At 61.9% G+C, this 25,127-nt stretch carries 30 protein-coding genes and 1 tRNA gene; 16 read left to right on the top strand and 15 right to left on the bottom strand.

Features of this window, described 5'->3' with window-relative positions:
- Nucleotides 1–2 precede the first annotated feature (2 nt).
- Both WFR25_RS23400 and WFR25_RS23395 read left to right on the top strand, forming a co-directional pair.
- Entirely contained in the window at nt 3–443 is a 441-nt protein-coding gene (locus WFR25_RS23400; protein WP_336974156.1) for a hypothetical protein, read from the top strand.
- 3 nt (nt 444–446) lie between these two features.
- Complete coding sequence (locus WFR25_RS23395; RefSeq protein WP_336974154.1) at nt 447–1,703, top strand: polysaccharide lyase family protein; 1,257 nt, start codon at nt 447–449, stop codon at nt 1,701–1,703.
- A gap of 52 nt (nt 1,704–1,755) precedes the next feature.
- Here WFR25_RS23395 and WFR25_RS23390 read toward each other — a convergent pair whose 3' ends face one another.
- On the bottom strand, nt 1,756–1,998 hold the full coding sequence (locus tag WFR25_RS23390) for a hypothetical protein (protein ID WP_336974151.1): 243 nt from the start codon (nt 1,996–1,998) through the stop codon (nt 1,756–1,758).
- A 151-nt stretch (nt 1,999–2,149) separates the two neighbouring features.
- Between WFR25_RS23390 and WFR25_RS23385 the strand changes: the two genes are divergently transcribed.
- The 8 genes from WFR25_RS23385 (at nt 2,150) to WFR25_RS23350 (ending at nt 9,256) form a co-directional block, all read left to right on the top strand.
- Complete coding sequence (locus tag WFR25_RS23385) at nt 2,150–2,368, top strand: hypothetical protein (protein WP_336974149.1); 219 nt, start codon at nt 2,150–2,152, stop codon at nt 2,366–2,368.
- Nucleotides 2,368–2,544: a hypothetical protein gene (locus WFR25_RS23380; protein WP_336974147.1), complete on the top strand. Its 177-nt coding sequence runs from the start codon at nt 2,368–2,370 to the stop codon at nt 2,542–2,544. Before WFR25_RS23385 ends, WFR25_RS23380 begins: the two co-directional genes overlap by 1 nt.
- Before the next feature lie 63 nt (nt 2,545–2,607).
- Nucleotides 2,608–3,144, top strand: coding sequence for a glycoside hydrolase family 108 protein (locus WFR25_RS23375; RefSeq protein ID WP_336974144.1), 537 nt, complete (start codon nt 2,608–2,610; stop codon nt 3,142–3,144).
- The gene (locus tag WFR25_RS23370) at nt 3,141–3,458 is read left to right on the top strand and encodes a ubiquitination-like system serine protease family protein (RefSeq protein ID WP_336974142.1); all 318 of its coding nucleotides are present in this window, start codon (nt 3,141–3,143) and stop codon (nt 3,456–3,458) included. The genes WFR25_RS23375 and WFR25_RS23370 overlap by 4 nt, the downstream gene beginning before the upstream one ends.
- Complete coding sequence (locus WFR25_RS23365; protein WP_336974141.1) at nt 3,455–3,982, top strand: hypothetical protein; 528 nt, start codon at nt 3,455–3,457, stop codon at nt 3,980–3,982. Before WFR25_RS23370 ends, WFR25_RS23365 begins: the two co-directional genes overlap by 4 nt.
- A 5-nt stretch (nt 3,983–3,987) precedes the next feature.
- Entirely contained in the window at nt 3,988–7,293 is a 3,306-nt protein-coding gene (locus tag WFR25_RS23360; RefSeq protein ID WP_336974138.1) for a phage head spike fiber domain-containing protein, read from the top strand.
- A 368-nt stretch (nt 7,294–7,661) separates the two neighbouring features.
- Nucleotides 7,662–7,892 carry a response regulator transcription factor gene (locus WFR25_RS23355; protein WP_336974136.1) on the top strand — a complete coding sequence of 77 codons (231 nt, stop codon included), beginning with the start codon at nt 7,662–7,664 and terminating at the stop codon, nt 7,890–7,892.
- A gap of 842 nt (nt 7,893–8,734) precedes the next feature.
- A complete protein-coding gene (locus tag WFR25_RS23350) occupies nt 8,735–9,256 on the top strand; it encodes a hypothetical protein (protein WP_336974133.1) in 522 nt (173 codons plus the stop codon).
- A gap of 83 nt (nt 9,257–9,339) precedes the next feature.
- Here WFR25_RS23350 and WFR25_RS23345 read toward each other — a convergent pair whose 3' ends face one another.
- The 4 genes from WFR25_RS23345 to WFR25_RS23330 all read right to left on the bottom strand — a co-directional run bounded on the left by WFR25_RS23345 (nt 9,340) and on the right by WFR25_RS23330 (nt 11,664).
- Complete coding sequence (locus tag WFR25_RS23345) at nt 9,340–9,546, bottom strand: DUF6961 family protein (RefSeq protein ID WP_336974130.1); 207 nt, start codon at nt 9,544–9,546, stop codon at nt 9,340–9,342.
- 300 nt (nt 9,547–9,846) lie between these two features.
- Entirely contained in the window at nt 9,847–10,071 is a 225-nt protein-coding gene (locus tag WFR25_RS23340; protein ID WP_336974128.1) for a hypothetical protein, read from the bottom strand.
- 44 nt (nt 10,072–10,115) lie between these two features.
- Entirely contained in the window at nt 10,116–11,360 is a 1,245-nt protein-coding gene (locus WFR25_RS23335) for a tyrosine-type recombinase/integrase (RefSeq protein WP_336974125.1), read from the bottom strand.
- Between the two features lie 212 nt (nt 11,361–11,572).
- A tRNA-Ser gene (locus WFR25_RS23330) sits at nt 11,573–11,664 on the bottom strand.
- 239 nt (nt 11,665–11,903) lie between these two features.
- Here WFR25_RS23330 and WFR25_RS23325 point away from each other — a divergent pair.
- Nucleotides 11,904–12,722, top strand: coding sequence for a DUF1134 domain-containing protein (locus WFR25_RS23325; RefSeq protein ID WP_336974122.1), 819 nt, complete (start codon nt 11,904–11,906; stop codon nt 12,720–12,722).
- 18 nt (nt 12,723–12,740) lie between these two features.
- Here the strand turns inward: WFR25_RS23325 and dinB are convergent, their stop codons facing one another.
- Both dinB and WFR25_RS23315 read right to left on the bottom strand, forming a co-directional pair.
- On the bottom strand, nt 12,741–13,838 hold the full coding sequence (dinB, locus tag WFR25_RS23320) for a DNA polymerase IV (protein WP_336974120.1): 1,098 nt from the start codon (nt 13,836–13,838) through the stop codon (nt 12,741–12,743).
- Between the two features lie 101 nt (nt 13,839–13,939).
- The gene (locus WFR25_RS23315) at nt 13,940–15,256 is read right to left on the bottom strand and encodes a hemolysin family protein (protein ID WP_336974118.1); all 1,317 of its coding nucleotides are present in this window, start codon (nt 15,254–15,256) and stop codon (nt 13,940–13,942) included.
- A gap of 150 nt (nt 15,257–15,406) precedes the next feature.
- Here WFR25_RS23315 and WFR25_RS23310 point away from each other — a divergent pair, with 150 nt between their 5' ends.
- Nucleotides 15,407–16,084: a YiaD family glycine zipper/OmpA-like lipoprotein gene (locus WFR25_RS23310; protein WP_336974117.1), complete on the top strand. Its 678-nt coding sequence runs from the start codon at nt 15,407–15,409 to the stop codon at nt 16,082–16,084.
- 22 nt (nt 16,085–16,106) lie between these two features.
- Here the strand turns inward: WFR25_RS23310 and WFR25_RS23305 are convergent, their stop codons facing one another.
- The gene (locus WFR25_RS23305; RefSeq protein WP_336974115.1) at nt 16,107–16,655 is read right to left on the bottom strand and encodes a TetR/AcrR family transcriptional regulator; all 549 of its coding nucleotides are present in this window, start codon (nt 16,653–16,655) and stop codon (nt 16,107–16,109) included.
- Between the two features lie 66 nt (nt 16,656–16,721).
- On the opposite strand from WFR25_RS23305, the gene WFR25_RS23300 reads away from it, so the two are divergent.
- Nucleotides 16,722–17,183: a monooxygenase family protein gene (locus tag WFR25_RS23300; RefSeq protein WP_336975024.1), complete on the top strand. Its 462-nt coding sequence runs from the start codon at nt 16,722–16,724 to the stop codon at nt 17,181–17,183.
- Nucleotides 17,184–17,202: 19 nt separating this feature from the next.
- On the opposite strand, the gene WFR25_RS23295 is transcribed toward WFR25_RS23300, so the two are convergent.
- The 7 genes from WFR25_RS23295 to WFR25_RS23265 form a co-directional block, all read right to left on the bottom strand.
- Nucleotides 17,203–17,820 (bottom strand): MarC family protein, encoded by a 618-nt coding sequence (locus WFR25_RS23295; RefSeq protein ID WP_336974114.1) that lies wholly within the window; start codon nt 17,818–17,820, stop codon nt 17,203–17,205.
- Nucleotides 17,817–18,485, bottom strand: a complete 669-nt coding sequence (locus WFR25_RS23290) for a hypothetical protein (protein ID WP_336974113.1) — start codon at nt 18,483–18,485, stop codon at nt 17,817–17,819. The genes WFR25_RS23295 and WFR25_RS23290 overlap by 4 nt, the downstream gene beginning before the upstream one ends.
- Nucleotides 18,482–19,378 carry a bifunctional methylenetetrahydrofolate dehydrogenase/methenyltetrahydrofolate cyclohydrolase FolD gene (gene folD, locus WFR25_RS23285; RefSeq protein WP_336974111.1) on the bottom strand — a complete coding sequence of 299 codons (897 nt, stop codon included), beginning with the start codon at nt 19,376–19,378 and terminating at the stop codon, nt 18,482–18,484. Before folD ends, WFR25_RS23290 begins: the two co-directional genes overlap by 4 nt.
- Nucleotides 19,375–19,698, bottom strand: a complete 324-nt coding sequence (locus tag WFR25_RS23280; protein ID WP_419723221.1) for a DUF167 family protein — start codon at nt 19,696–19,698, stop codon at nt 19,375–19,377. The genes folD and WFR25_RS23280 overlap by 4 nt, the downstream gene beginning before the upstream one ends.
- Before the next feature lie 20 nt (nt 19,699–19,718).
- Nucleotides 19,719–20,039, bottom strand: a complete 321-nt coding sequence (locus WFR25_RS23275; protein WP_419723181.1) for a YggT family protein — start codon at nt 20,037–20,039, stop codon at nt 19,719–19,721.
- A 165-nt stretch (nt 20,040–20,204) separates the two neighbouring features.
- Nucleotides 20,205–21,119, bottom strand: coding sequence for an acetylglutamate kinase (gene argB / locus WFR25_RS23270; protein ID WP_336974110.1), 915 nt, complete (start codon nt 21,117–21,119; stop codon nt 20,205–20,207).
- 25 nt (nt 21,120–21,144) lie between these two features.
- On the bottom strand, nt 21,145–21,804 hold the full coding sequence (locus WFR25_RS23265; RefSeq protein ID WP_336974108.1) for a queuosine precursor transporter: 660 nt from the start codon (nt 21,802–21,804) through the stop codon (nt 21,145–21,147).
- A gap of 150 nt (nt 21,805–21,954) precedes the next feature.
- Between WFR25_RS23265 and WFR25_RS23260 the strand changes: the two genes are divergently transcribed.
- From WFR25_RS23260 to WFR25_RS23250, 3 genes are all read left to right on the top strand, one after another.
- A complete protein-coding gene (locus WFR25_RS23260) occupies nt 21,955–23,016 on the top strand; it encodes a YjgN family protein (RefSeq protein ID WP_336974105.1) in 1,062 nt (353 codons plus the stop codon).
- A gap of 6 nt (nt 23,017–23,022) precedes the next feature.
- Nucleotides 23,023–24,108, top strand: coding sequence for a M48 family metallopeptidase (locus WFR25_RS23255; RefSeq protein WP_336974103.1), 1,086 nt, complete (start codon nt 23,023–23,025; stop codon nt 24,106–24,108).
- A 70-nt stretch (nt 24,109–24,178) separates the two neighbouring features.
- Nucleotides 24,179–25,111: an ABC transporter ATP-binding protein gene (locus WFR25_RS23250; RefSeq protein WP_336974101.1), complete on the top strand. Its 933-nt coding sequence runs from the start codon at nt 24,179–24,181 to the stop codon at nt 25,109–25,111.
- Nucleotides 25,112–25,127: the final 16 nt, after the last annotated feature.

Here is a 25,127-nt window from a genome sequence, read left to right as displayed (position 1 = left end):
GTATGCCCTATTCACCCGATGAATTGGCCGACCTCATCGCTGGTATGGTGACGAAACTGGACACCGTTATTGCCAGCGGATTGTTGGGCGCGACCTATGACATCGCTTTCCGCTTCCAGAGCAGCCCCGATGCAAACGAGGTCGTGGACTTTTGCGTCATCGCAACGGCATTCACGCTCAAAGCGAATATGGTCGGATCGGTCGGATTTGTTCAAACGCCGCCAGTAGCAACCTACGTTCTGACATTGCGATCCGGCGGCACGTTGTCGCCCGGCACCGGGACGGCAATCGGCACCATCACGATTTCGACGGCGGGCGTGTTCACCTTCGCTACGACGAGCGGCAGCGATACCATCATACCGGCCGGGTCACTGCTGAAGCTGGTGGCCCCTGCCACGATCGATGCCGGGATTTCCGGCCTCGCCTTCACGATCAAGGCTTAACCCATGCCAGCCATGCGAATGCAGGGACAGCCCCGCATCAAATTGCGGCACTCCTACACCCTCGGCGGGCAGGACTTTCTTGTCCTCACCGCCAACCGGGTCAATGCCATTCCAACCGAGTATCACGGCCCCGAGCGGCCCTATAACGTCCAGTTCGGGCATTATCTCGGGGAGCCGGGATGGGTCGCCATGGAAGTGAGGCCTGGCGATCGGCCTGCGGGCGACAGCCTTTTGGTCAATCGTATCGGCCTGGACGGATGGATCGACCCGTTCCCGACAGGCGACCGGGTTCTCAAGCTGGATTTTTCCGTTGTGTTTGGTCCCGGCTGCACGGCCGTAGCTCCGAACACCTGGATCAACTTCTGCGAAATTCACGCGATGAAGATCAAGGGAGTCGAGGAATATGAAACCGCTGGTCCCTTCCGTCTAAGCTATGAGTGGAGCACTGGCAGCGCGATGCCGATCTTCCGCATCTATAAGTCCTTGCAAGTCTATGATGCGAACGGCCTAGCCACTGACGTGATCAACGAGATTGTCTTTCAGGCCTCCAGCCTCATCAATCCCACCCACAATATCGTCGAGGGGGTCAAATATGACTTCCTGATCGAGCTGTATGCCAATGACACGAGCGGCTATCTCCACGTCTGGAAAGACGGCGATCTCATCGTTGACCTGAACGACCAGCATATCGGTTTTGGCGTCGAGCGGCGGCCCTATCCGCAATTCCGCATATATCGCGCCGCCCGCGACAACACGGCAAAGATGCTGGTCAAGGTCCACGAGGTCACGTCCTTCAAAGTCCCCGACCTTCCCGGCGTGACGCGCGGGCCGGAACTTATCAGCGACGGCATGTTCCCCATCAACAACGGGCGATGGACGGACATAGACTCTGCGCCGGGCTGCTCGATGGAGTGGGAAAGCGATGGCGCGGGCGGCGGGTTCATGCGCTCCGTCACGCTCTGGGATACTGGCGACCACGTATCCCCCGCACGATTCAAGCGGCGGTTGGATATTCTTGAGATTGGCGAAACCTACGAGTTGAAGTCCAGCGGCACGTTTGGGGTAGGCGCGGGCCGCACTGACGGCGGGTATTTCAATGCTAGCCAACGATATCTCAGCCCATCTCCCAACCCCGACGGCAGCGAGGTTGTGCGCCAGTTCGTGGCCACGCAGGAGACTGTCTTCCTTGGGGGTTCCAACGCTTATCCGAACTCCACGGTTGATAGCGTGTCTCTAAAGCGGGTCATTGTCCCGGCGTAAAGCCGAGAGGGGAACAGGATTTGTTATGCGAAAAGCGCCTCAGAAAACAGGGTCATTGCCCATGATAAAAAGGAATGGCGTCCAGTCCGCCACCTCGACAGAGCGTAGTGAGGAGCTTGTGTGTGGATTCGGCACCTTCAATGAGTTTCATGGTGCAGTTTTCGAAATGAACGTCATCAATTTTCATGGAACCACCCGCATAGAAAAGCTCACAATTTCGGAACGTAACCCGGATGTAGATGCCGCCGTCCAGCGTCATGGTGACGCTCTCGATAACCCGGTCAACATATTCCATATCGATTCCCTGAAAATTGGCGCGTTCCAGGCAAATAAGCGGTCTTTTGGAAGAGTCGAATGAATAAGCCGCCGACCGCTTACCATGAGACGGTATCCCTGACGGAAGGGGGAAGGGCTGAAAACGACCAATACACAGTGGGTGGAGTATAATGGCTGAAACCAGCATCATTTCGGCACTGGCGACCCAGTTTGGCGCGCCGGGCCTCCTGATTGGCTACATGGTCTGGGACCGGCTGATGAGGCGCAAGGATGAACAGGCGGCGCGCGCTGAAGACCTGGCCATGCAAAAGGACCGCACCGAAGCGGACAAGTCGCTTGCGGCATCCATGTCTGCGCTGGCTACGACGATCCAGCAGGAGCGAAAGTGATGTGCGAGGCGAGAGACGCGATCCGTGCGCGGAAATGCGCCGCTGATGACCTGACACGAGCTTGTGCAGCGCGGGGTAATATTCTCGCCAAAGCGTTTCTCGCCGCACTGGCTGAGCCGGTGCCTGACGATCTTCGGCGGTTGGTAGAAGAGGCTGACCGCAAACTGGGCCACTGATCGGCCCGCATCATCACAGTTCCACAGGGCGCTTCCGAGCGCCCTTTTTCATGGGAGAATGACATGACCATCGAAGCCATGATCGAGGCGACAATCGGCAAGGAAGGTGGCTATGTCGACCATCCCGCCGACAGGGGCGGGCCGACCCGCTGGGGAATCACGGAGGCGGTTGCCCGCGCCAATGGATATAAGGGCGATATGCGCGATCTCCCGCGCGCCACCGCCGTTGCGATCTATCGGCAGGAATATGCGATCAAGCCCGGCTTCGCTGCCGTCGCAGAGATATTCCCGCGCATTGGCGAGGAACTGTTCGACACGGGCGTCAACATGGGGCCAGCGCGACCGGCGATATGGCTTCAGGAATGGCTCAACGCTCTCAATCAGGGCGGCAAGCTATGGCCGGACCTGAAGGAAGACGGCGCGATAGGCCCCGCCACGCTGGCGGCGCTACGGTCCTACAAGGCATTGCGTGGGGCAGAAGGAGAGGCCCGGCTTCTCGCAGGACTGAATGGCGACCAGGCGGTGCGCTACAAGCAGATCGCGCGGGCAAACCCCAGCCAAGAGGCCTTCGTTTATGGCTGGCTGGGCCGGGCGGCATGAGCGCCGCCTCCTCCATCCTTCGCAACGTCGCGGGCGGCGGGCTGATGTTCTGGTGTCCTGGCTGCGATGGCGCGCACAGGGTCATGGTCGGTGACGGGCCGGGGCCGCGCTGGGGCTACAACGGCAACCCTGAAAAGCCGACTTTCACACCATCAATCCTTGTCACATACAATGGCGCGGATGCTGATCGCGGTGACGGCATTCCGTCTGTTTGCCATTCCTTCGTTACCGATGGCCGCATCCAGTTCCTTGGCGATTGCTCGCACGCGCTCGCGGGGCTGATGGTCGATATCCCCGATTGGGATAGGGCATGATCGCCCGCCTTCTTGATCCTCTCCGCCCCTATCTCGCTGGGGCGGCTGGCCTCGCTATCGCGGCATCGTTGGCATGGGGCCTGCGGGTCGACCACCTGCGAGCAACCTATAAGCGGGATCTGTCAACCTCTCGCGCCGAATATGCCGCCTTTCGCACCGTGATCGTCAACCGGACAGCCGAAGCCCTGCGCCTCGATCGCGCCCGCAACACCCGCGTCGCCTCAGAGCAGGTCGCCATCATCAGGAAGGAACAGAATGCGTATCTCGATACTCGCGAGCATGAGCTTACTCGCTTGGCTGAGCGCCTGCGGACGGCCCCCAGAGCCGATCCGGGTGGTAGCGGAGACGCGGGAGGTTCCGCGCTTCCCATCCTGTCCGACGGACCTGTGCGGCCCGGTCAAGCGGCCATCGTGGATGTCGCAGACGCCGAAGCCTGCACCGACAACACCCTGAAGCTGGAAAGCCTGATCACCGCCTGGCGCGGCGTGGCGGCGATCGATCCGAACGAACCGACGAAGGACTGAGCCACATGAAGAAGATCCTGCTTTGGGACAAGCGCCGACCATCCGTCGAGCCGGTGCGCCTCGAAATCGATGATGCGGTAGCCTCCGCATTCGTGCGCGCGGGCGTCGCCAGTGCCGCTGACCCCGGCGAGTCTGGCACGCTGTCGGCTGGCGGCCCGATCGACAGCGGCGAACCCGTCGAAATCATGCTGTGGTCTGGCCTTCAGAAAGTCCCGCGCCGCGTGTTCGCACCGCCTTCGGTCGCCGCGATCGCGCTCGATATCGGAGCAGCGGTTTTGCCGGACGGGGCGTCGGTCAGCCAGGCGCCGCTGTCGCTGCGCCCGGTCCCTTTCGCGCGGAAGAGCGCTGCGGGCTACACGTCTGTGGCCCTGCCACTGAATTACAGTTCGGCGGCGTATGTCGATGCAGTCCTAACCGGCCCGCGCGATCTTCGCACGGGCAAATTGCAGGTCACTTCAGGCCGCAACATCGTTGTCCAGGGCATCTATCAGGCCGCCGAACTCGCCGGCACGACTTCGATCATCCTCAAGGACATTTCGGAATCAGTGCGCGTAGAAGGCGTCGAGATCGTGAACAGCGATCAAGGCGACGCGATGAAGATTGGTGGGACCATCCGCACGGCCGGGACGCTTGTGGATTTTCCTGACGTGACGCTCATCAACACGACCATTTCCGGAGTTCGCGGACTCGAGGCAGAGATCCATGGCGATTGCTTCCAAGCCGACTATGCGATGCGCCGCTTTCAAGTTTTCGGCGCCAATTGGACATCATCCTATCAGGTCATGTTCATAGACGGGCTCGCTACCACCAGCGGCCAACCACTGATCTCGGATGAAGTGGACATCCGCAACTCCGTGTTCCGCCTTAGGACGGACCTCGGCTTCGAAGACCTGCACTATGCATTGTATATGGCAGACAGCTTGGCCAGCCTTCTCGCCGGCCCGCATTGGTATCTCACCGATGTCAGCATCGTCATTCCAACCGGCATGAATCCACTCGACGCAATCAAGCCTGCTACTGGGGCGACGTTCGACGGCACCTATATCACGCTCGATCCGTCCACTGCGGCCAAGGTGACTGATCTGGACGGGAAGCCCGCGCGCATCCGGGTCTATTTCGACCATATCCCGGCGCGCTACACCGTCGCGCAGGGGTTGAACTATTCGCTTCGACCTGTCGTCGTCGTGCCAAAGCCCGCATGGGCGTGGAATGATCAGCAGTCCATCGACTTCGGGAAGGATCGGGCCTGGCTCGCCTCCACGGAATATCGCTCTGTTGCCAGCGGCGCGGCGAATTACACCTTTGCCCGCGCATTGGGGAACGCCACGACATGGAACGTAGCGGGAAATCTTGAGGCGGTCGCCGCTGACACCATCCGCCTTGCCTATGATCCCGTCACGAAAAAGCGCCAGGGCGCCTATATCGAGATGTCGAAGCAGAACATCCTTGCCCGCTCAACCGATATGAGCGCTGTCGGCTGGCAGGTCGCCAGCGCCACGCTATCGGATGCGGGCGGCACATCGCTGGGCATTTTCAATCGCCTCACCATCGCCACGTCTGGATCGCTGACCACAAGGCGGCATCAGAGCGTGGCCATAGTGTCCGGCGCCGTTTATGCGGTGACAGCCTTCTATGAAGCGGGAACGTCTGGACGCGCGCGGATCATTTGCCGTCAGAACACGACCAACCTTACGACCGTAATCTCTGGCCCGGTCGGCAATCTGGCAGTGACAGCGACCGATGCGGGTGTGGCAACCGTCGTTGACCAAACGGCATTCACCGATCCTGCCTCCGGCCGGACGGTTTATCGCATCCGCCTGCTGTTCACCGCTGGCGCCGCCGATGCTGTGGGTCAGTTCGGCATGGGGCCTGACAGCGCAACGGTCGATGCCACCCTGATCGGGCTTGGTATGCAGGTAGAGGCGGATAGTCATACGTCCTTCATCATCACGGGCGCGACCAGTTCGACACGGCCTGCTGACGCGCTGTCCGTGCCGCTCCCTGCCGCGCGCGACGTTCTGTATGTTTTCGATGACGACAGCGTCCATGCCGGATGCCTGTCGGCCGGATCGATCGCAATTCCTACCAGCTTCGCCCGCCGCGTCATCAAGAGCGTGTCATTCTCCGATCCAGGCAAGTTGAGGTCGCGGTCGCTGCCTGTGAAGACGCGCCGGAAGTTGGAGGCCCTCGCGCGCGGCGATGTCGCTCTGGGTTCGCAGTTCCATTATGTCATGGGGCCGGGCGATAGCTGGCTGGACGTTCCTGGCTATGTGTCCGGCGCGCTGGCGGCTCGGCTGTTCTCCATCTATGGCGATGCTGGCGGCGGCTGGACCGGATGGGCGAAACGCGGGGCTACGCCTTATGGCAATGTCCGGCCATCGCTCTATCCCGTGACGGTGGATGCTGGCTTTACGAACCAGCCGGGCGACAGCAGTCCGCAGGCATCCATCGACCTGGGCGGCCTGACGGCGACCAGTGGCGCGGCGCCCGTGCAGTTCAGCCTGCCAGCGGGCGTACAAGCGACCAGGCTGGCGATCCTCTACCGGGCGGAGACCGCTGGAACCCATGAGATGCGCTGGCGTGTGAATGGAGGGGCGTGGACAACGGTAACGCTCACCACGACTGCCGCCGCTTCGGTTCAGATGATTGACCTGAGCGCCTTCATTCCGGTTGGCGCGTCGGTGTGGGACGTCGAGCGGGTTTCTGGCACATGGTCGCCGTTCGGGCACTTCACCCGCTCCGATGCTCCGGGCATCCTCATCACGAAGGCTGCATCGTCCGGGTCCGGCCTGTTCGGCTGGGGCAATACGTCGGCAAGTTTCGGCGATCGGCTGCGGCAGGCGTACCAGATCATCGACGGGATCGCCCCGGTCGACCTGTTGATGCCTATGCTGATGGTCAACGACGAGGGCGCTAACGGTACCGGCCGGACGGTAAAGCAGTTCAGCGACAATTACGATGCGCTCTACACCAATCTCCGCACAGCCCTGCCGAACGCCGCCATCCTCCCGGTCATCCAGCCAGAGGTGAAGCAGGCGACCAGCATGGAGATGAAGGCGTATCAGAACATCGTCCGCGCAAAGGCGATGCGTGCTGAGAATGCGCCACATTCCGGACTGCTCGACCTGCAATGGGTATTCGGTCACGTTCCCGACGGGGCTTCTCCGGGCGGGGCGACCCTGCCGTATCTGTCTACCGGCTCGAACCCGCTGCTGCTGAATGAGGGCGCGGCAGAGAAGCATCCGAACAATGCGGGCGTCGCTTTGGCGGTCGCGGCGATCATGGCCGTTATTCAGGAGCCTGTGGGGTAGCAGCGAACTTTGCCACCGCCGCTGCCCGTTGGTGCGGGTGTTGCGAGTATATCGTGCTTTTACCCACACCAATTTGCCGATGCCAATCCCCTGGCGGCTCTGATCTAAATCAAGGTGCAAGAGCTGTCTTGTAAATCTCGATTACCTGACCTCGCGCTGATCTGGCGCGAGGTTCTTTTTTCAGTCGAGACTGTCCGATTGCGAGACAAGCTGGTCGCAAAAATCCGTAGAGAAAAATAGCGGGAGCCATCTACGTGGGATATAATTAGGTTCCGGACAGAGATTCGGAAGGGTCGCAACAATCAACTCAATTCTCAAATGCACAGGTTAGCAGCATAGCGCGGCCTTGCATCTGACGGGGGAAGAATATGTTGCACAATCAATCTGAACCACGTTTAACTGTACGCGAAACAGAGGTTATCAACCTCGTTGCCCTTGGCCTTTCGGCTAAGGAAGCCGCCATAGAACTGGCCATAGCGCCCTGTACTGTCGAGAGGCATATCGAAAATGTGCGGCTCAAGACACGCACACGCAATCGTGCCCACATGATAGCGCATGTTATCCAAACCGGCTTATTGACCGCTTCACGCGCTGCTTAACAGGGGGGTATCCTATATATAACAGCCCAACGCGATCAGGTCGTCCTCGGTCTGGTCGCCGGGTATAAAGAGGCGCGGTTTGGATTGGGGCAGCCCGGTTGCCGCGCCTTTTTTTGTCCGGAACCACTCGGCAGTTCACGCGTATTCTAAGTATGCCATCCCCATGGTACAAAACAACTAGCCCCGCGCCTCAAGGTTGCGGGGCTCTTCGTTGGGCACACGACGGGATGCCGTTTGGGCAGCGACTGGCCGCCTTCTAAGCCGAGAGACAATTTCACAGGTATATCAGGCGACCCCGGCGCTAAAACCGCTGAGTAAAACACGCCGGGATCGCGACGGATATAATTAGGCTGCGGGATGTGTGCAACTCAGGGAAACAGGGAGGATAGCCTTGCAATCGAGGGCTGTTATCGACCACACACACGATCGCTGCGAACATATTCGGCAGCATCACGCCAGCGGTCACGGTGTTTTGCCGGGTGGTGGGGTGAGGTGAGGGTGATTCGCCTGGGGAGGCCCTGGGTCGCCCATTTACGTAGCGTACTCCCGGCTACGTAAATGCTTGACGGGCTATTGTCAATCTGCCCGCAAATCTGCTATTTCACATGAACGTTGAAACCGCTTCTTAACCGAGGCGTTCTAAACTTCACCATCAACCAAGGAGGCAACAAATGGCAGCTCTTAGCAAGCCCTTCGGCTTCATGCGCGGAACAAAATCCGAGCGTGCGACCGCTGCCGCCTTTAAGGTTGGAGAAAAGGTCTACCAGCGAAAGGGTGGCGCATCGTCCGCCCTTAAGAATGCTGTACGCCTGTATCGCGAGAGCCAAAAACCGGAGTAAGACTTGACGCACCAGGGGGAGGTGCCGTCAGTAAATTTCTGGTCGCTGTCGGATAAAAAAGACACATCAAAATTTTGCTGCGGTGAAAAGGCAGTGAACGATTTCTTCCGCAAGGATGCGTGGAAATTTCACAAACGGACATCGCATCGGGTCACTTGCACATCGGTTGCGAATAGCGATGGCGTGGCCGGTTTCTATTCGCTCGCCAGCGTTACGGAAGAAATTCGCAAACTCCCCGGTAACTATGCCAGGCTGGGGCAGAGCGGAGAATTCCCGTGCCTTCAATTGGCTTGGATGGGGGTTCAGCGCCCACTCCAAAAATCAAACATCGGTATAGCAATGCTGGGCAAGATCGTGTCCACTTTCGCTAAGGTTGGCGAGCAGATTGGGCTGCCCCACCTAATCGTCTTCCCCATCAATGAGGACGTGAAGCGGTTCTACAAGAAGATGGATTTTGAGGAGTATGACGGGGGAACGAAAATGTTCCTGTCGTTGCAGATCGCCCGAGACGCCGTTCGCGAGTAGATCGGTAACGTTATCCCACCCAGCCCAGCCTAACCCGCTGGGCTTTTCTTTTGCCCCACGCCTCACGGTTGCGGGGCTTTTGTTCATTGTCGACTAAGCGGCCTGCCGGTCCGATAATCCATTAACTGGTCGACGCGGGCCGCGATGGCCTGCCATGCCTGCACGCCGTTCAGATCACCGTCGGCAGCGAGTTGCCCAATCCGGGTCGCGACATACGCGGGAGCTTTCGCACCGTGCTGCTTGATGACCTGCTGCGCGCAGGCCCATATCTCCCAGTCGGTCAGCACCATGGCGTCAGTGAACGGTGCCGCAGCTGCACCATAGCCGATGCACCTTGTCGCAGATGTCGAGCCAGGTCTTCGCGCCTACGTGGTCGTGAGCGTCCATCAGAGACCGTATGCGGGCCATTAGATAATCGCCCACCTCTTCCCCAAGGGCCTCTATTAGCTGACAGGCAGTTGACCACTGTTCACCCTCGGGCATAGGACTGCGGGTTATTGGCATGTGGTAAGACCCCTCGATTCGAATGAGATCATACCATGAACAAAAGAGGTGGAGAAATCGTCAACGGTACGATTTCATCGTATCGTTCATTCCGCGCTCAACCACTCCACTTCAGCATCGTCCAGCGCCTCAAACGTATCGCCCTCCGCCCCGGCCTCCTGAAGCCGCTTGCGCAGATCATCCGGCGTGCTGTTGGCCCGGAACCGGAAATCAGCCTTGGCGGACTTCGCCAGCGTCCCGATCCAGTCGTCACGTTTGACCTGCTTCACCAGCCATTCGCCGAAGCCTTCGCCGAGTTCGTTGGTCTGCATGGGCGCCTCCTGTCGATTCGCCGGATCATATCACGCTTGAGGCGCTATCGACGCGGCCCATCCAGCAGATCGCGCGCTGGTGCCAGCCCCTTCATCAGCATGTCTGCCCATTCCTGCGCCAGTTCCCGGCGCCTCTCCATGTGGCCGGCGCGATCATAGGCGGCTGCAACTTTATTGGTCGGCTCATGGGCGAGCATCAATTCGATGACGGCTTTGTCCTCATACCGCTTTTGGCGCACGGCGCGGGCGTTCATGGTGGTAGAAAAGGCAGCGCGCCAGCCGTGGGGTACATGCCGCCCGTGATACCCCACTCGATTATAGAGATATCCGATCGCGTTCTCGCTCAATGGCTTGTGCGTGTGGCGCTGACCGGGGAAAACGAGTGACGCCCGGCCGGTGAGGCGGCGCACCTCCCGGAGAAGGTCGACCGCCTGCCAGGGCAGGGGGACAAGATGCTCAAACTCCTCCTCGTCCTTCTTATCGAGGATCAACTTCATTCGCCCGGCCGGAATGCGCCATAAGGGGCGCTGCGGCCCTATAAGGTCGCCGGACCAATCAATGCCCTCGAACTCGTCCCATGTAACGCCGCGCACGACGGCCGGGCGGACAGCGGTCAATGCCAGCAGTCGTGATGCGAACTTGGTGACAGGTGACGCGCCAGACGCCTCCGCAGCGCGTAGTACCTCGCGGGCTTGCTCTGGATCGGTGATGGACGGCTGCTTGCGCTTTTTCGGCAGGGGCTTGAGGGCGTTGCCGACAACCGCTGCAGGGTCCGTCGAAACGATGCCTTCTGAAATGGCGTAGCTGTAGATCGCAGAAATGCGCTGGCGCAGTCGTTTCGCTGTCTCTATCGATCCCCGCGCTTCGACCTTGCGCAGTGTCGCGAGGACGGCTGGCGCGTCTATCGCGCGCAAGGCCTTGGCCCCGATGTCAGGGAACACATCTCGTTCCAGACTGGTGATGACGTCGGCAGCATGGACGGGTGCCCAGCGGGGGGCTTGCTGTTCGTGCCATATCCGCCCGACGGCTTCGAAAGACAACTCGCTGGCCTGCGCTATTCGCTCGTCCTCTTTGGCTGCAAGGGCGCGCTGGCGAGCGCCTGACGGGTCTTCATGGTTGCGGATTTTTCGCCGGGCATCGTCGCGCATGTCGCGGGCATCTGACAAGGATACATCGGGGTAGGGACCGAACGTCAGCAGCTTCTCCTTCTTGTCGAACCGGAACTTCATCCGCCATGTGCGAAGTCCGGTCTTCGCGACGTGAAGATATAGGCCGCCCGAATCTGCCATCTTATATGGCTTCTCTGCGGCCTTGGCTTTGCGAGCCTGTGCGTCAGTGAGCATCGATACCCCGATCCTGAATTGTCGTACCCCCGGTCATACCCCTCGATACCCCGCTCTTGAGTGGGATTGGTTGGGACTGATCGAAAGAGAACATAGCAGGAAACGAGACGCAAATCAGCCCTTTCGGGACTGTTTGGAATGGGTTGAATAGGGGTTTCTGGCGGAGACGGAGGGATTCGAACCCTCGGTACCGAATTATCAGTACGACGGTTTAGCAAACCGTTGGTTTCAGCCACTCACCCACGTCTCCACATGGCCTGAATGCCCGCTTTTTGAACGGACAGCGGCTAGGCGAGTTGGGCTATAGCGACGGCTTTTGTGCATGGCAACGGGGTAGTGTGCAGGAAAATGCAGGAAAAGCAGGTCGGTTGATTCATTCCGGCCCGGAATCGACTCAGGTCGCCGTTCGTTCATTGCTGTTTCAGCTTCGAACCCGATAATCACCGTCATATTTTTATGTTTGAGCGGGTGTCGGGGAGTATGGTTATCATGATGGGGACGATCGCTGGGTTTACCGGGCGTCTGGCCGGGCGGCTGGGACGCGCCGGTACGATTGCCCTCGCATTGGCCGCGCTGGGACTTGCGCCGGTTGCACATGCACAGGTCCGCACGGTTGATCCCAATAGTGCGATCGACGCCGATCTCGCCCCGCCGCCGCCCAGCCAGAGTGCGCCGTCCGATCCGGGTGTCGATAACAGTGTATCGAGCAGCCCTCCCGCCTCGTCCGACAGCGGCGTTTATGACAGTCCAACGAATCCGGATGCGGGGACCGCCACCGGCGCGCCCGTCACCACCAATTCGCCGCCCGCGGCCCCGGACGCCAGTACCTCCTATCAGGAGGATGACCTGATCGGCGCGGCCGAAGGGGTGTTCGGCAAGGGCGCCGAGGGCCTTGCTGGCATGATCGAGAAGATCCTGAAGGATCAGGGGCGACCTAATGCCTATATCGCCGGGCGCGAGGCGTCGGGCGCTTTCGTCGTCGGCCTGCGTTATGGGTCGGGCACGCTCAACCACAAGATCGAAGGCAAGCGCGAAGTCTACTGGACCGGCCCTTCGGTCGGTTTCGACGTGGGCGGTAATGCGTCCAACACCTTCGTGCTGGTTTACAACCTGTATGACACGCAGGATCTCTATCACCGTTTCCCGGCGGCGGAGGGCACAGCCTATCTGGTGGGTGGCTTCACCGCCAGCTATCTGCGCTGGGGCAATGTCGTGCTGATCCCGATCCGCCTGGGCGTCGGCTATCGGCTGGGCGTCAATGCGGGCTATATGAAGTTCAGCGAAAAGCGCACCTGGCTGCCCTTCTGACAGGCGTTGCGCTCGGCCTCAGATCGCCAGCGCCAGCTGCTCTGCGGCTGGCGCGGCCTCTTCTTCCTCGCCATCCAGATTATGGACGCCCAGCCCCAGCAGCCGCGCGCCCATCCGCAACGGCAGTTGGGCGCGCAGGAGCGCGCGGGCCGTCTCCGCCAATATTTCCGGCGATCGCACCGGCGCAGCAAAACTTTTTGACCGGGTGATGATGCGGAAGTCGGCGAACTTGACCTTCAGCACCACCGTCCGGCCATAAGAGCGCGACTTTTCGATCCGGCCCCACAGGCTTTGCGCGATCCGGTCGATCTCCCGTAGCAGTGCGTCCTCTTCCACCAGATCGTCGAAGAACGTATCCTCGACGCTGACCGATTTGCGCTCCTGCCGTTCATGCACCGGCCGGTCGTCGATCCCGCGTGAGGCGCGAAAATAATAATGCGCCGCGCTGCCGAAATGCTGCTGGAGGAAGGGCAGGGCACGGTCGCGCAGATCCGCGCCCGTCTCGATCCCCAGCGCGCTCATCCGCCGCGCCGTCACCGGACCCACGCCATGAATGCGCCGCACCGGCATCCCGGCGATGAAGGCCGCGCCCTCCGACGGCCGCACCACGCACAGCCCATCGGGCTTGTTCTGGTCCGATGCCAGCTTGGCGATCAGCTTGTTATAGGACACGCCCGCCGAAGCAGTGAGGCCCGTTTCCTCCCGGATCATCCGCCGTATCTCTTGTGCTATAACCGTCGCCGACGCGATGCCGGGCTTGTTCACGGTCACGTCCAGATAGGCCTCGTCCAATGAAAGCGGCTGGATGATGTCGGTGAAACGCTGGAAGATGGCGCGGACCTGCGCCGATACCGCGCGATAGACCTCGAACCGGTGCGGTACGAACAACAGGTCGGGACATAGCCGCCGGGCCCGCGCGCCTGGCATAGCGGATCGCACGCCAAAGGTTCGCGCTTCATAGCTGGCGGCGGCGACCACGCCGCGCGGTCCGCCGCCGCCGACCGCGACCGGCTTGCCCCGCAGTTCAGGATTATCGCGCTGTTCGACCGACGCATAAAAGGCGTCCATGTCGACATGGATGATCTTGCGCGGTGGCGGATCGTCCTCGATTCCCATGATTGGGGCTTATGCCATAAGGAGAACGAAAGGAAAACATCTGGTGGCGCGTCTATCGCTCTGCGACGCTGCTTTGTTTATCGCTCCGCGACGCTATTTGACTATCGCTCCGCGATGAGCAGCTTGTCGATCTTGCGCCCGTCCATATCAATCACCTCGAAACGCCATCCCTGATCCTCGACGAAATCGCCCACTTCGGGCAGGCGCTTCATCAGCCACAGGGCATGGCCCGCTACGGTCGCATAATCGCGGTCTTCGGGCAGGTCGATGCCGATATGGTCGGCCAGCAGGTCCATCGGCATCTGTCCGGACACCAGCAGGCTGCCGTCGTCGCGCTCGACCATATCCGGCTCGTCATAGGCATCGCGGTCGGATGCGAAATGGCCGGCGATCGCGGATAGCAGGTCGGCGGGAGTCGCGATCCCCTCAAAATGCCCATATTCGTCATGGACCATCACCATCGGCACATCGGCGCGGCGCAGCACCTCCAGCGCGTCCATGGCATCGACCTGGTCGGGCACGACCTCCGCCTTGCGCATCAGGCTGTGTACGTTCAGCGCCTCGCCCCGGAACAGCGCGGTCATGATATCGCGCGCCTGGACGATGCCGATGATGTCCTCCACCGATCCGCGTCCCACCGGCAGGCGAGTGTGCGGCGTCGCCAGCAGCTTGGCGCGGATGGTGGCGTCGTCGGCATCGACGTCGATCCAGTCGACATCCATCCGCTGGGTCATCACCTCCCGCACTGGCCGGTCGGCCAGCCGCACCACGCCGGAGATGATCGCCCGCTCGCTTTCCTCGATGACCCCGGACTTGCTGGCCTCGGCGACGATCAGGTGCAATTCTTCGGCAGTGACATGATTTTCCGATTCGCGGTTCATCCGCAGCAGACGGAAGATCAGCCCCGTCGATCCATCCAGCACCCACACGATCGGCGCAGTAATCCGCGACAGCCACAGCATCGGCCCGGCCATCAATATCGCGATCGGCTCCGGCGCGCGCAGGGCGAACTGCTTGGGCACCAACTCGCCAATGATCAGCGAGGCATAGGTGGTCAGGCCGATAACGATCGCAAAACCCAGCGTTTGCGCCGTTTCGTGCGTCAGCCCGAACGGCTGCAACCGCTCACCGACAGGCCCGCCCAGGCTGGCGCCGGAATAGGCGCCCGCGATGATGCCGATCAGGGTAATGCCGATCTGGACCGTCGACAGGAATTTGCCGGGATCGGACGCCAGCAGCAGTGCGGTGCGCGCGCCACGCCGTCCCGCCTTCTCCATCGCCTGCAGACGCTGCTTGCGCGCGGAGACGATGGCCAGCTCGGACATGGCGAACAGACCGTTCAACGCCACCAGCGCAAGGATGATGACAAGGTCTGCCCAGGGAAAGGGCGTGGATATGTGGGGGGGGATCGTGGCCATAGCGGTCGGCGATCCTCATGCCCGGTTTCTTTCAATTTCACAACAGCCCCCTCATGGTCAATTCAGTTCGGTTGTGGAACAAAGCTGCACGATCGACGCTTGGGGGATATGTCCGCGCTCGACGGTAACGATATGCAAGGGACGACTATCATGAGGATTTCACACCGGATCATGGGCGCGGCGGGCCTCGCCGCCATGCTCACCACTGCCGCCTGCACGACCGATCCGAACACCGGTCAACGCCAGATATCAAAGGCTGCGATCGGCGGTATCGGTGGCGCGCTGGGTGGCTATCTGCTGGGCGACCTGGTCGGTGGCCGGCGCGACCGGACTGAAAAGATCCTGGGCGCGGGCATTGGCGCGATCGCTGGCGCGGGGGTCGGCTCCTATATGGACGCGCAGGAACGCAAGCTGCGCGAACAGACGGCGGGCAGCGGCGTGGACGTGATCCGCGACGGTGACAGCTTGCTGCTGCGCATGCCGTCGGGCATCACCTTCGCCTATGACCGGGCAGATGTTCAGCCCCAATTCCAGCCGACCTTGAACGAAGTCGCCTCGGTTCTGGCGCAATATCCCAAAACCTATATCGACGTGCTGGGTCACACCGACAGCGATGGCGCCGACGCCTATAATCAGGGTCTGTCGGAACGGCGCGCCAGTGCGGTCGCGAGCTATCTGTCCAGCCACGGCGTCCAGTCTGCCCGCATCGCGACGCGGGGCTATGGCGAAACCCAGCCGATCGCCTCGAATACGACAGAGGAAGGCAAGGCACTGAACCGCCGCGTCGAGATCAAGATCGCGCCGGTCACGGAAGGCGACGTTCGCTGACGCCAGGCTGACGGCGGTGCCCTCAGACGGGGCGCGCCGCCGTCAGCGCGTTGGCCATAATCTCGATCGCTGCCGCTTCGCCCGCCGGATCGGTTGCCAGGCGACCATCCAGCGCCAATGTCGCAAGACCATGGACCAATCCCCAACAGGCCAGCGCTCCTGCGTCGGCCCGATCTGGCGCTAGTTCGGCTACGCGCCGTGCCATCGCGTCATAGGCGCCGCGGCACTGATGTTCCGGCAGGGCCATTCCCGCGCCATCGGCGAACATGAGGCGGAACAGGGCGGAATGGCGCCGGGCGAACGCGATATAGGCCACGCCCTGCGCGACGAGTGCGGCGTGGGGGTCATATGCCTGATCAGCCTGTTCCGCATTCTTTTCCAGCATCGTGAAGCCAGTCAGTGCGATGGCCGCCATCAGCGCCGCCTTGTCGACGAAATGCCGATAGGGAGCCATGGCCGACACGCCTGTCTCCCGTGCGAGCGCGCGGAGGCTGAGATCGCTGTCACCACGCTCCAGCAGGATGAGGGCTTGTGCGAGGAGGCGATCGCGCAGGGATAAGGAGTGCAGCATTGCTTGTTTACACCGTATACATGAATTGCTATGTGTACAGCATAAACAATGGATGGAGTCGTGCCAATGCAAGTCCCTGCTCAACGTCTCTCGGTCGATCTGCGCGATTATCCTGACCTGGTGGTGGTGTTGCTCGGCTTTCGGGTTCGCCGGATGCGCGGCTTGGCGGCGTTGCTGGGCATCGGCCGCGGGCTGGCAATGATCCGCAAGGATCGGCCCGACGGTCTGCTGGCGGACGAGCAAATGCTCTTTGGCCTCACCCATATCGGCATCCGCCAATATTGGCGCGACCTGGAGAGCCTGGAGGCGTTCACGAAGATCGCGCCTCATATCCACTGGTGGCGGACGTATCTGAAAGACAGTGGCGGTACGGGCTTCTGGCACGAAAGCTATCGAGCGCGTGGTGGTATGGAGGCGATCTATATCGACATGCCGGGGCCGGTCGGCTTCGGACGTTTCGCGCCTCCGTTGAAACCCGAGGGGCCTTTTCTGTCGGCACGGGGCCGACTGGACCCCATGACCGCCTGATCGTTGCCAGTCTCTGGCGTCAGAAACTCGCCTTAAGCCCGTCGATCACGAACTGCGCGGCCAGCGCGGCGAGCAGCACACCCAGCAGGCGGGTAATGACCGCTTCGATCTTCTTGCCCAACAGCGCCATCAGCGGCCCCGCAGCCAGCAGTGCCGCCAGCATCAGGCCCAGCGTCAGCACCACGGCGCCCAACACCACGCCACGCTCCGCCATTCCATTGGCGCGCGACATCAGCAGCATGACGGTGGCGATCGACCCCGGCCCCGCGATCATCGGCATCGCCATGGGAAAGACAGAGACGTCCTCTACTTCCGGGGTGTCGGCGATCTTCTGCGCCCGGTCCTCGCGCCGCTGGGTGCGTTTTTCGAACACCATGTCCATCGCGATCATGAACAGCATGATGCCGCCCGCGATCCGAAAACTGTCGAGCGCGATGCCCAGCACGCCCAGCAACTGCTTCCCCCACAGGGCAAAGACCAGCAGGATGGCGGCGGCGATGCCGGTCGCGCGGATCGCCATCGACCGCCGCTGGGTCGCACTCGCGCCGCTGGTCAGGCTGGCATAGATGGGCGCGCAGCCCGGTGGGTCGATCACGACGAACAGAGTGACGAACGCCGAAATGAATAATTCTATCATGCCGCGCCCCCGCCTGGCTGTTGTGCCGCAACCTTGTCGTCGATCACCACATCATAACCGCTGCCGTTCCAGACGCTGATGACCAAATGGCGACTGCCATCGGTCGCAACGTCGGCCGCCCAGAGCAGACTCTCGTCACGCGGTTCAACGGGCTTCTCGCCCTTGGCGGGCGGCGGCGGCGGTGGCCCGTCAGGACGCTTGCAGGTCGCGACCTTGCCGATCAGGAACTCAGGCGCGGGGCGGGGCGTCGCCAGCGTGTCGCCATGGTCCAATATCCACTGCCAGCGATTCTTCTTCACGTCGCGCCGCCACAGGGTGGTGAAATAGCCGACGCTGCCATCTGGCCGCTTCCAGCCGCCTGTGCTGGCGGCCAGATTTCCGTCACAAGAAACATAGACGCGCTCAGGCGTCCAACTGACGGCGCGGGGCGGATCGGCCCGGCCTTTCAGCCAGTCCAGCGCCAGCACGCGCTGGGGCACGAACATCACGGCGTCCTTCGCTGCCGTCTCGCGAAAGGCGGTCCATTGCCCCTTTTCCTGCGCCAGCCGGTTGAAGGCGATCTCGGCGGCAATCACGGCGCTGGGATTAGGCTGTATCCGCGTTGGGCCGCGGGCCGAGATCAGGCCCAGCGCCGCACAGGCGATCAGCCCAGCCCTTGCTCTCACAGGCCCACTGGCTCCGGCAGGCCCGCCCGCGCATGGGCTGCGACCAGCGTGTTTCGCAGCAGGACGGCGATGGTCATCGGCCCGACGCCGCCCGGTACCGGTGTGATGGCGCGGACATGGGCTATCGCCTCGGCAGTGGCGACGTCACCCACGATCCGGGCCTTGCCATCCTCTGTATCCGTCACCCGGTTGATGCCGACGTCGATGACGGTCGCGCCCGGTTTGATCCAGGCGCCCTTCACCATCTCCGCCCGGCCGACCGCCGCCACGACGATGTCGGCGCGATGGACGACGGAGGCGAGGTCGCGGGTGCGGCTGTGCGCCAGCGTGACCGTGCAATTTTCCGCCAACAGCAGTTGCGCCATCGGCTTGCCGACGATGTTGGAACGCCCGACGACCACCGCCTCAAGTCCCGACAGGTCGCCCAGCTCATCCTTCAACAGCATGATGCAGCCCAGCGGCGTGCAGGGCACCAGCGCCTTTTGCCCGGTGGCAAGCCGCCCCGAATTGACGACGTGAAAGCCGTCCACATCCTTGGTCGGGTCGATCGCGGCGATCACGGCGGCTTCGTCGATATGGGCGGGCAGTGGCAACTGGACGAGGATGCCATCCACGCGCGGGTCGCCGTTCAATTCTTCGATCAGGTCGAGCAGATCCTCCTGACCGATGCTGGCCGGGCGCTTATACTCGAAACTTTCCATGCCGACCGCGACCGTCATCTTGCCCTTGTTGCGGACATAGACGCCGCTCGCCGCATCCTCGCCCACCAGCACGACCGCCAGCCCCGGTTTGCGGCTTTGCGATGCGACGAAGTCCGCGACACCCTCGGCGACGCGCTCACGCAGGACGGCGGCGAATGCCTTGCCGTCGATGGTCTTGCCGATGGTGGTCATGATGCGTCTGCCTGTTGCTCAATAAAGGTGGTCAGTCGGTCCAGCGATAACGCTTTGGCCCCGCCGGTTATCCGCAATTGCTTTAGCCGGTTGCTGTCGCCTGATTCCAGTGAAATCGTGGATTTCGGAACTGACAGCGCCTTCGCCAGCAGGGCGATCAGCGCGTTATTGGCGCGGCCCTTTTCCGGCACCGCGCGCACGCTGGCCGTCAGCCAGACGTTGCCGTTCGCATCGGTCCAGCCGCCGCCAACCCCCTCACGCCGCGCGCCGGGGGTCAGCCGGATGGCGAGCAGCAGATCGTCGCCATCCTGTCGCCAGATGGGTTTCGGCCCTATCTGATTCAGGCAGCGACCCGCGCCAGCAGCGCGAACAGGTTGGGCAGGATCGCCTGTTGCAGGATCATGATGGTCAGCAGGACGACCATCGGCGACAGGTCCAGCGCGCCCAGATCGGGCATGATCCGGCGGATCGGCCGGTACATCGGCTCAGTTATACGGTCGAGCGCGGTCAGCACGGTACGCACGAAGTCGTTGGACAGGTTGATGACGTTGAACGCCACTAGCCAGGACAGGATTGCCTGGATGATGATGATCCAGGTGGCGGCCTGAAGCACGATGTAGATGATGCCCATCAAGGCCCTGAGCAGCTCGATCAAATCCATGTCTCCGAAAAGCGATTGCGGTGCCTTTACCCCAGCGGACGCCTACGCCACAAGCGGCGCGGTGAGCTATTTCCACCAAGGGGGCAACCCCTTCGATGGACATCGTTACGGCTGTCGGGATTTCAGCAAGGCTTATGTGGTCAGGGGCGCGCCTGATTTCCAGCCTCAGCGGTGGACCAGCGTTCCAGCGCCCTGCTTGGTGAAGATTTCCAGCAGCATTGCGTGCGGCACCCGGCCATCCAGAATGACGGCGGCGTCCACACCGGCCTCGACCGCAGTGACGCAGGTTTCCAGCTTTGGGATCATGCCGCCCGAAATCGTGCCGTCGCCCTGCAACTCTTCAATACGTGCTGGGTCCAGGTCGGTCATCAGCTCGCCCGCCTTGTCCAGCACGCCCGGCACGTCGGTCAACAGGAACAGGCGGGACGCGCCCATCGCGGCGGCCACCGCGCCGGCCATCGTGTCGGCATTGATATTGTACGTTTCGCCATCCACGCCGACGCCGATCGGCGCGATTACCGGGATCATGCCTGCCGCGCTGATCGTGTCCAATATGGTGCGGTCGACGCTGGACGGTTCGCCGACGAAGCCCAGGTCGATTACCTGCTCGATATGGCTGTCGGGGTCTTTCTTGGTCCGGTGCACCTTGGTTGCGGTGACGAAGCCGCCATCCTTGCCCGAAATGCCGACCGCGCGACCACCGGCCTGCGCGATCCAGTTGACCAGTTCCTTGTTGATCGCGCCGGATAGCACCATTTCGGCGACCTTGGCCGTCTCTGCATCCGTCACGCGCAGGCCATCGACAAAGCTGCTTTCCACGCCCAGTTTCTTCAGCATCGCCCCGATCTGCGGTCCGCCGCCATGCACGACGACGGGGTTGATCCCCACCGCCTTCATCAGCACCACATCCTCGGCAAAATCGCGGGCCAGTTCCGGGTCGCCCATCGCATGGCCGCCATATTTGACGACGAAGGTCTTGCCCGCATAGCGCTGCATATAGGGCAGCGCTTCGGTCAGGGTTTCCGCCTTGGCGAGAAGGGCGGGAGCGGGGGCGTGCTTGCTGGTCATGCGCGGGCGCATAGGGCCAATGGGCGATTATCGCAAGTTAGCGATCCAACCGCCGCCCCAGCGCCACCACCAGCGAAATCAAGGGCGGCACAAGAATGATCGACAGTGCGACCTTGGTAATCATTTGCCCTGCCATCAGATCGACGATCGGCCGTTCGCCCAGAAAGGATATGGTGATGAACAGCACGGTGTCGACGCTCTGCGATATGACGCTGGCGATCATGCCGCGCAGCCAGACCAGCTTGCCCTCGCCCCGCGACAGCTTGGCAAAGATCAGCACGTTCAGCGATTGCGATATGCCGTAGGAGATAAGCCCCGCCAGCATCATCCGCGCACCCTGACCAACGACGATCGGAAACGCCTCAATCGCCGGGGGATACATGCCCGGATCATGGGGCAGGGCGACGACGATCTGGATCAGCGCCGCCGACACCAGCAGCGGCACGAAGCCCAGCCGGACCAGCGTGGTCGCGACTTTCTGCCCGTGCAATTCGGCGACCGCGCTCGACAGGATGACCAGCAGCAGGAAGGCGAAAATACCCGCCTCCACCGCCAGAGGGCCAAGCGCCACCTGCTTTACCCCCAGCACACCTGCAATGCAGACCATGCCGCCATAAAGGACCGAAAAGAAGAAGAGCGAGCGCGAAAGCGGGGCGGGCGCGGAGCCGGGCGCCGGGTGGAGCGGAGAAGATGTCATCGCCGATGCGTAGCGGGAAATAGGCTCACGTAAACACAGATTTTACCGCTGTCCTTCCATGACCTTCCATGACTCGGGGATATGCCCGATTGGGCTTGACGGGCTGGCCGGAGCATTGTCTGCTTGGTCGCAGGGGTTTGGGGGAATGTAATGGATGACGATCAGGGCGATGCGGGCGCCTTCGCTTTTGACGGAAACTGGCGCGACTATGCGCCGATCGCCTTCACCAACCTGTTGCTGACGATCGTCACGCTGGGCATCTATCGCTTCTGGGCGACCACGCGCACCCGCCGCTACCTCTGGTCGCATACTCGCTTCATTGACGACCGGCTGGAATGGACGGGCACGGGCAAGGAATTGTTCGTCGGCTTCCTGATGGTGATGTTGATCGTTGGCGTCCCCTTTCTTTTCATCCAGTTCGGTGCGCAGGCGCTGATCCTTCAGGGGCGGGGCGGGCTGGCTGCGCTTCTCACCTTCGCCTCGGTCCTGACGATCAGCTATATGATCGGCCTCGCGCGCTTCCGGGCGCTGCGTTATCGGCTGAGCCGCACATGGTGGCACGGTATTCGCGGCGGCAGCGACGATCAGGGCTTTGGCTATGGCGCTTCCTATCTGTGGAAAAATGCCGTGGGCATGATCGCCCTTGGCCTGCTCATTCCCTGGTCGATGATGTCGCTTTGGAACGAACGCTGGAACAAGATGAGCTTTGGCCCCTATGTGTTCGATGCAAAGGGATCGTCGGGCGAGACGTTCGGGCGCTTCCTGCTCTTCTACCTGCTGCCGATCCTGCTGTTCGCTGTCTTTGCCTTTGCCGGGATCAGCCAGATGGCCAATCCCAACGGCGCGGCGGGTTTTATCGGCACGATCATTCTGCGGGTGCTGGCCTTCTACCTCGGCCTTGGCCTCATCGCGCTGGCCTTCTACGCCAAATTCTTCCGTGTTGCGGTTGGCGGTCTGTCGTTGTCGGGCCTCAACTTCGATTTTCAGGCGAGCACGAAGGACTGGCTGATGCTGTTCCTGGGTGATATTGCGCTGGTCATCTGCACGCTGGGGATCGGCGCGATCTTCCTCCAATATCGGCACTGGAAATTCTTCGCGACCCACATGGAAGCGACCGGGGAAATCCATGCCGACGAACTGACCCAGTCACAGACGAAGACCGCCCGGCATGGCGAAGGCCTGCTCGACGCCTTCGACGTCGGCGCCTTCTGATCCGCCATGGACGCGAAGGACGGCTTCCGGTTCTGGCATTATGACGGGCAAAGCGCGGTCCGCCGTTCCGTCCTGTTGCGCGAAGTGGGTAACGGCTTCGTGCCGCAGGAACCGGAAACCGGCTGGACAGGCGCACCGGTCGACTGGGCGGAACTGACCGTCATCGGCACCGAAGGCGGACGCCACGCCTATGGCCACCGCACGCTGCCCGGCTGGCGGATGGGCTTCAACGGCGACGCGCCACCCGCCATTGCCGCGCATTTGCCACAGGCCGAACGCTATGGCCGCTGGATTGACCGGTGGGGCTTCTGGCCCGCCGCCGGGGCCTTTACCCTAGTCGCCATATTGGTGGTTTGCGCGGTACTGGCCGCGCCGCGCTGGATCGCGCCGCTGATCCCCAGGGCATGGGAAAACCGGATGGGCGATGCGATGGTCGGTGATTTCGGCGGTCGCTTCTGCCACACGGTGGCAGGCGACGCCGCGCTCAAGGCGCTGGTTGCCCGCACCGATCCGAAGGGGGAGGCGCGCGACGTCGCTCTCGCCAACATCCCCATCCCCAATGCCGTAACCCTGCCCGGCGGGCGTATCATCCTGTTCGATGGTCTGGTCCAAAAGGCCGCCTCCGCCGATGAGGTAGCAGGCGTTCTTGGTCATGAACTGGGTCATGTGCGCAACCGCGACACGATGAACGCCCTTGTCCGCCAATTGGGTCTTAGCGTTGTGCTGGGCGGTTTCAGCGGCAATGCGGGCGGCACTCTGAACGGCGTGTTGGCATTGAGCTACGGGCGGGAGGCAGAAGCGGCGGCGGACGGCGTCGCCATCGCCCAGATGCGCGCCGCCGCCATTTCCCCGGCGGACACGGCCGCCTTCTTCGAACGGATGGGCGGCAAGGGGGAGGCGGGGCGCGCGGCGCAGGCGATGACCTGGCTCTCCTCGCACCCGCTTTCAGCCGAACGCGCCAAGCGTTTCTCCGCCGCCGTCCAGCCCGGCGCGCGCTATCGCCCCGCCCTCAGCCCCGCGCAATGGCAGGCCTTGCGCGGTTCCTGTGCCGCCGATCGGAATGTCGCCAAGGCCTTCGAAAGCCCTTTCTGACTCTTTTGTTGCGAGCGGGCCTTGCACTGCTTCCCTTTGCCTTGGCCAATCCCCACACTATGACGCAATCATGACCGACTCTTCCACTTCCCCCGCCGCCATCGAAATCCGCGATCTCACAAAGGTCTATAAGGGCGGCAAACGCGCGCTCGACAATATCTCGTTGTCGATCCCGCGCGGGCAGATTTACGGCCTGCTAGGCCCTAATGGCGCGGGCAAGTCGACGACGATCAACATCCTGTCGGGCATGGTCAACAAGAGCAGCGGGTCGGCCAGTATCTGGGGCTTCGACATTGACGCCAATCCCCGCAACGCGAAAAACTCCATCGGCATCGTGCCACAGGAAATCGTGTTCGATCCCTTCTTCACCCCGTTCGAGACGCTGGAGAATCAGGCGGGCTTCTATGGCGTGCCCAAGGAAAAGCGCCGCTCGATGGAATTACTACGTGCCGTGCATCTGGAGGACAAGGCGCACGCCTATGCCCGCACCCTGTCGGGCGGCATGAAACGCCGCCTGCTGGTGGCCAAGGCGATGGTCCATTCCCCGCCGATTCTGGTCCTGGACGAACCGACCGCTGGCGTCGACGTGCAACTGCGCCAGCAGCTCTGGGCCTATGTTAAGGAACTGAACGCACTGGGCGTCACCATCGTCCTCACCACCCATTATCTGGAGGAGGCGGAGATGCTGTGCGACCGCATCGGCATCATTAACCATGGCCGCCTCATCACCGACAAGCCGACCCGCGAACTGGTGAACATGGCGCAGGAAAAGGTCGTGCAGGTCACGGTCGACCGCGATGTGACAGTCGCGCCCGACGCCCCCTGTTTCGAGAAAGTCGAACTGACGGGCGAGCGCACCCTCACCATCACCTATATGAAAGACCGCGCCAATGCGGGGCAGGTGTTGAGCGCGGTGCAGGCCAGCGGCCTTGCCATCGTCGACGTGGTGACGCGCGACCCGGACCTGGAAGATGTGTTCCTCAACCTCACGGCAGCGGCCTGATCCGTCCCTGACCGGG

The organism is Sphingobium aromaticiconvertens (assembly GCF_037154075.1).
GTDB lineage: Bacteria > Pseudomonadota > Alphaproteobacteria > Sphingomonadales > Sphingomonadaceae > Sphingobium > Sphingobium aromaticiconvertens.
This window is presented reverse-complemented; position numbering and strand designations above follow the sequence as displayed.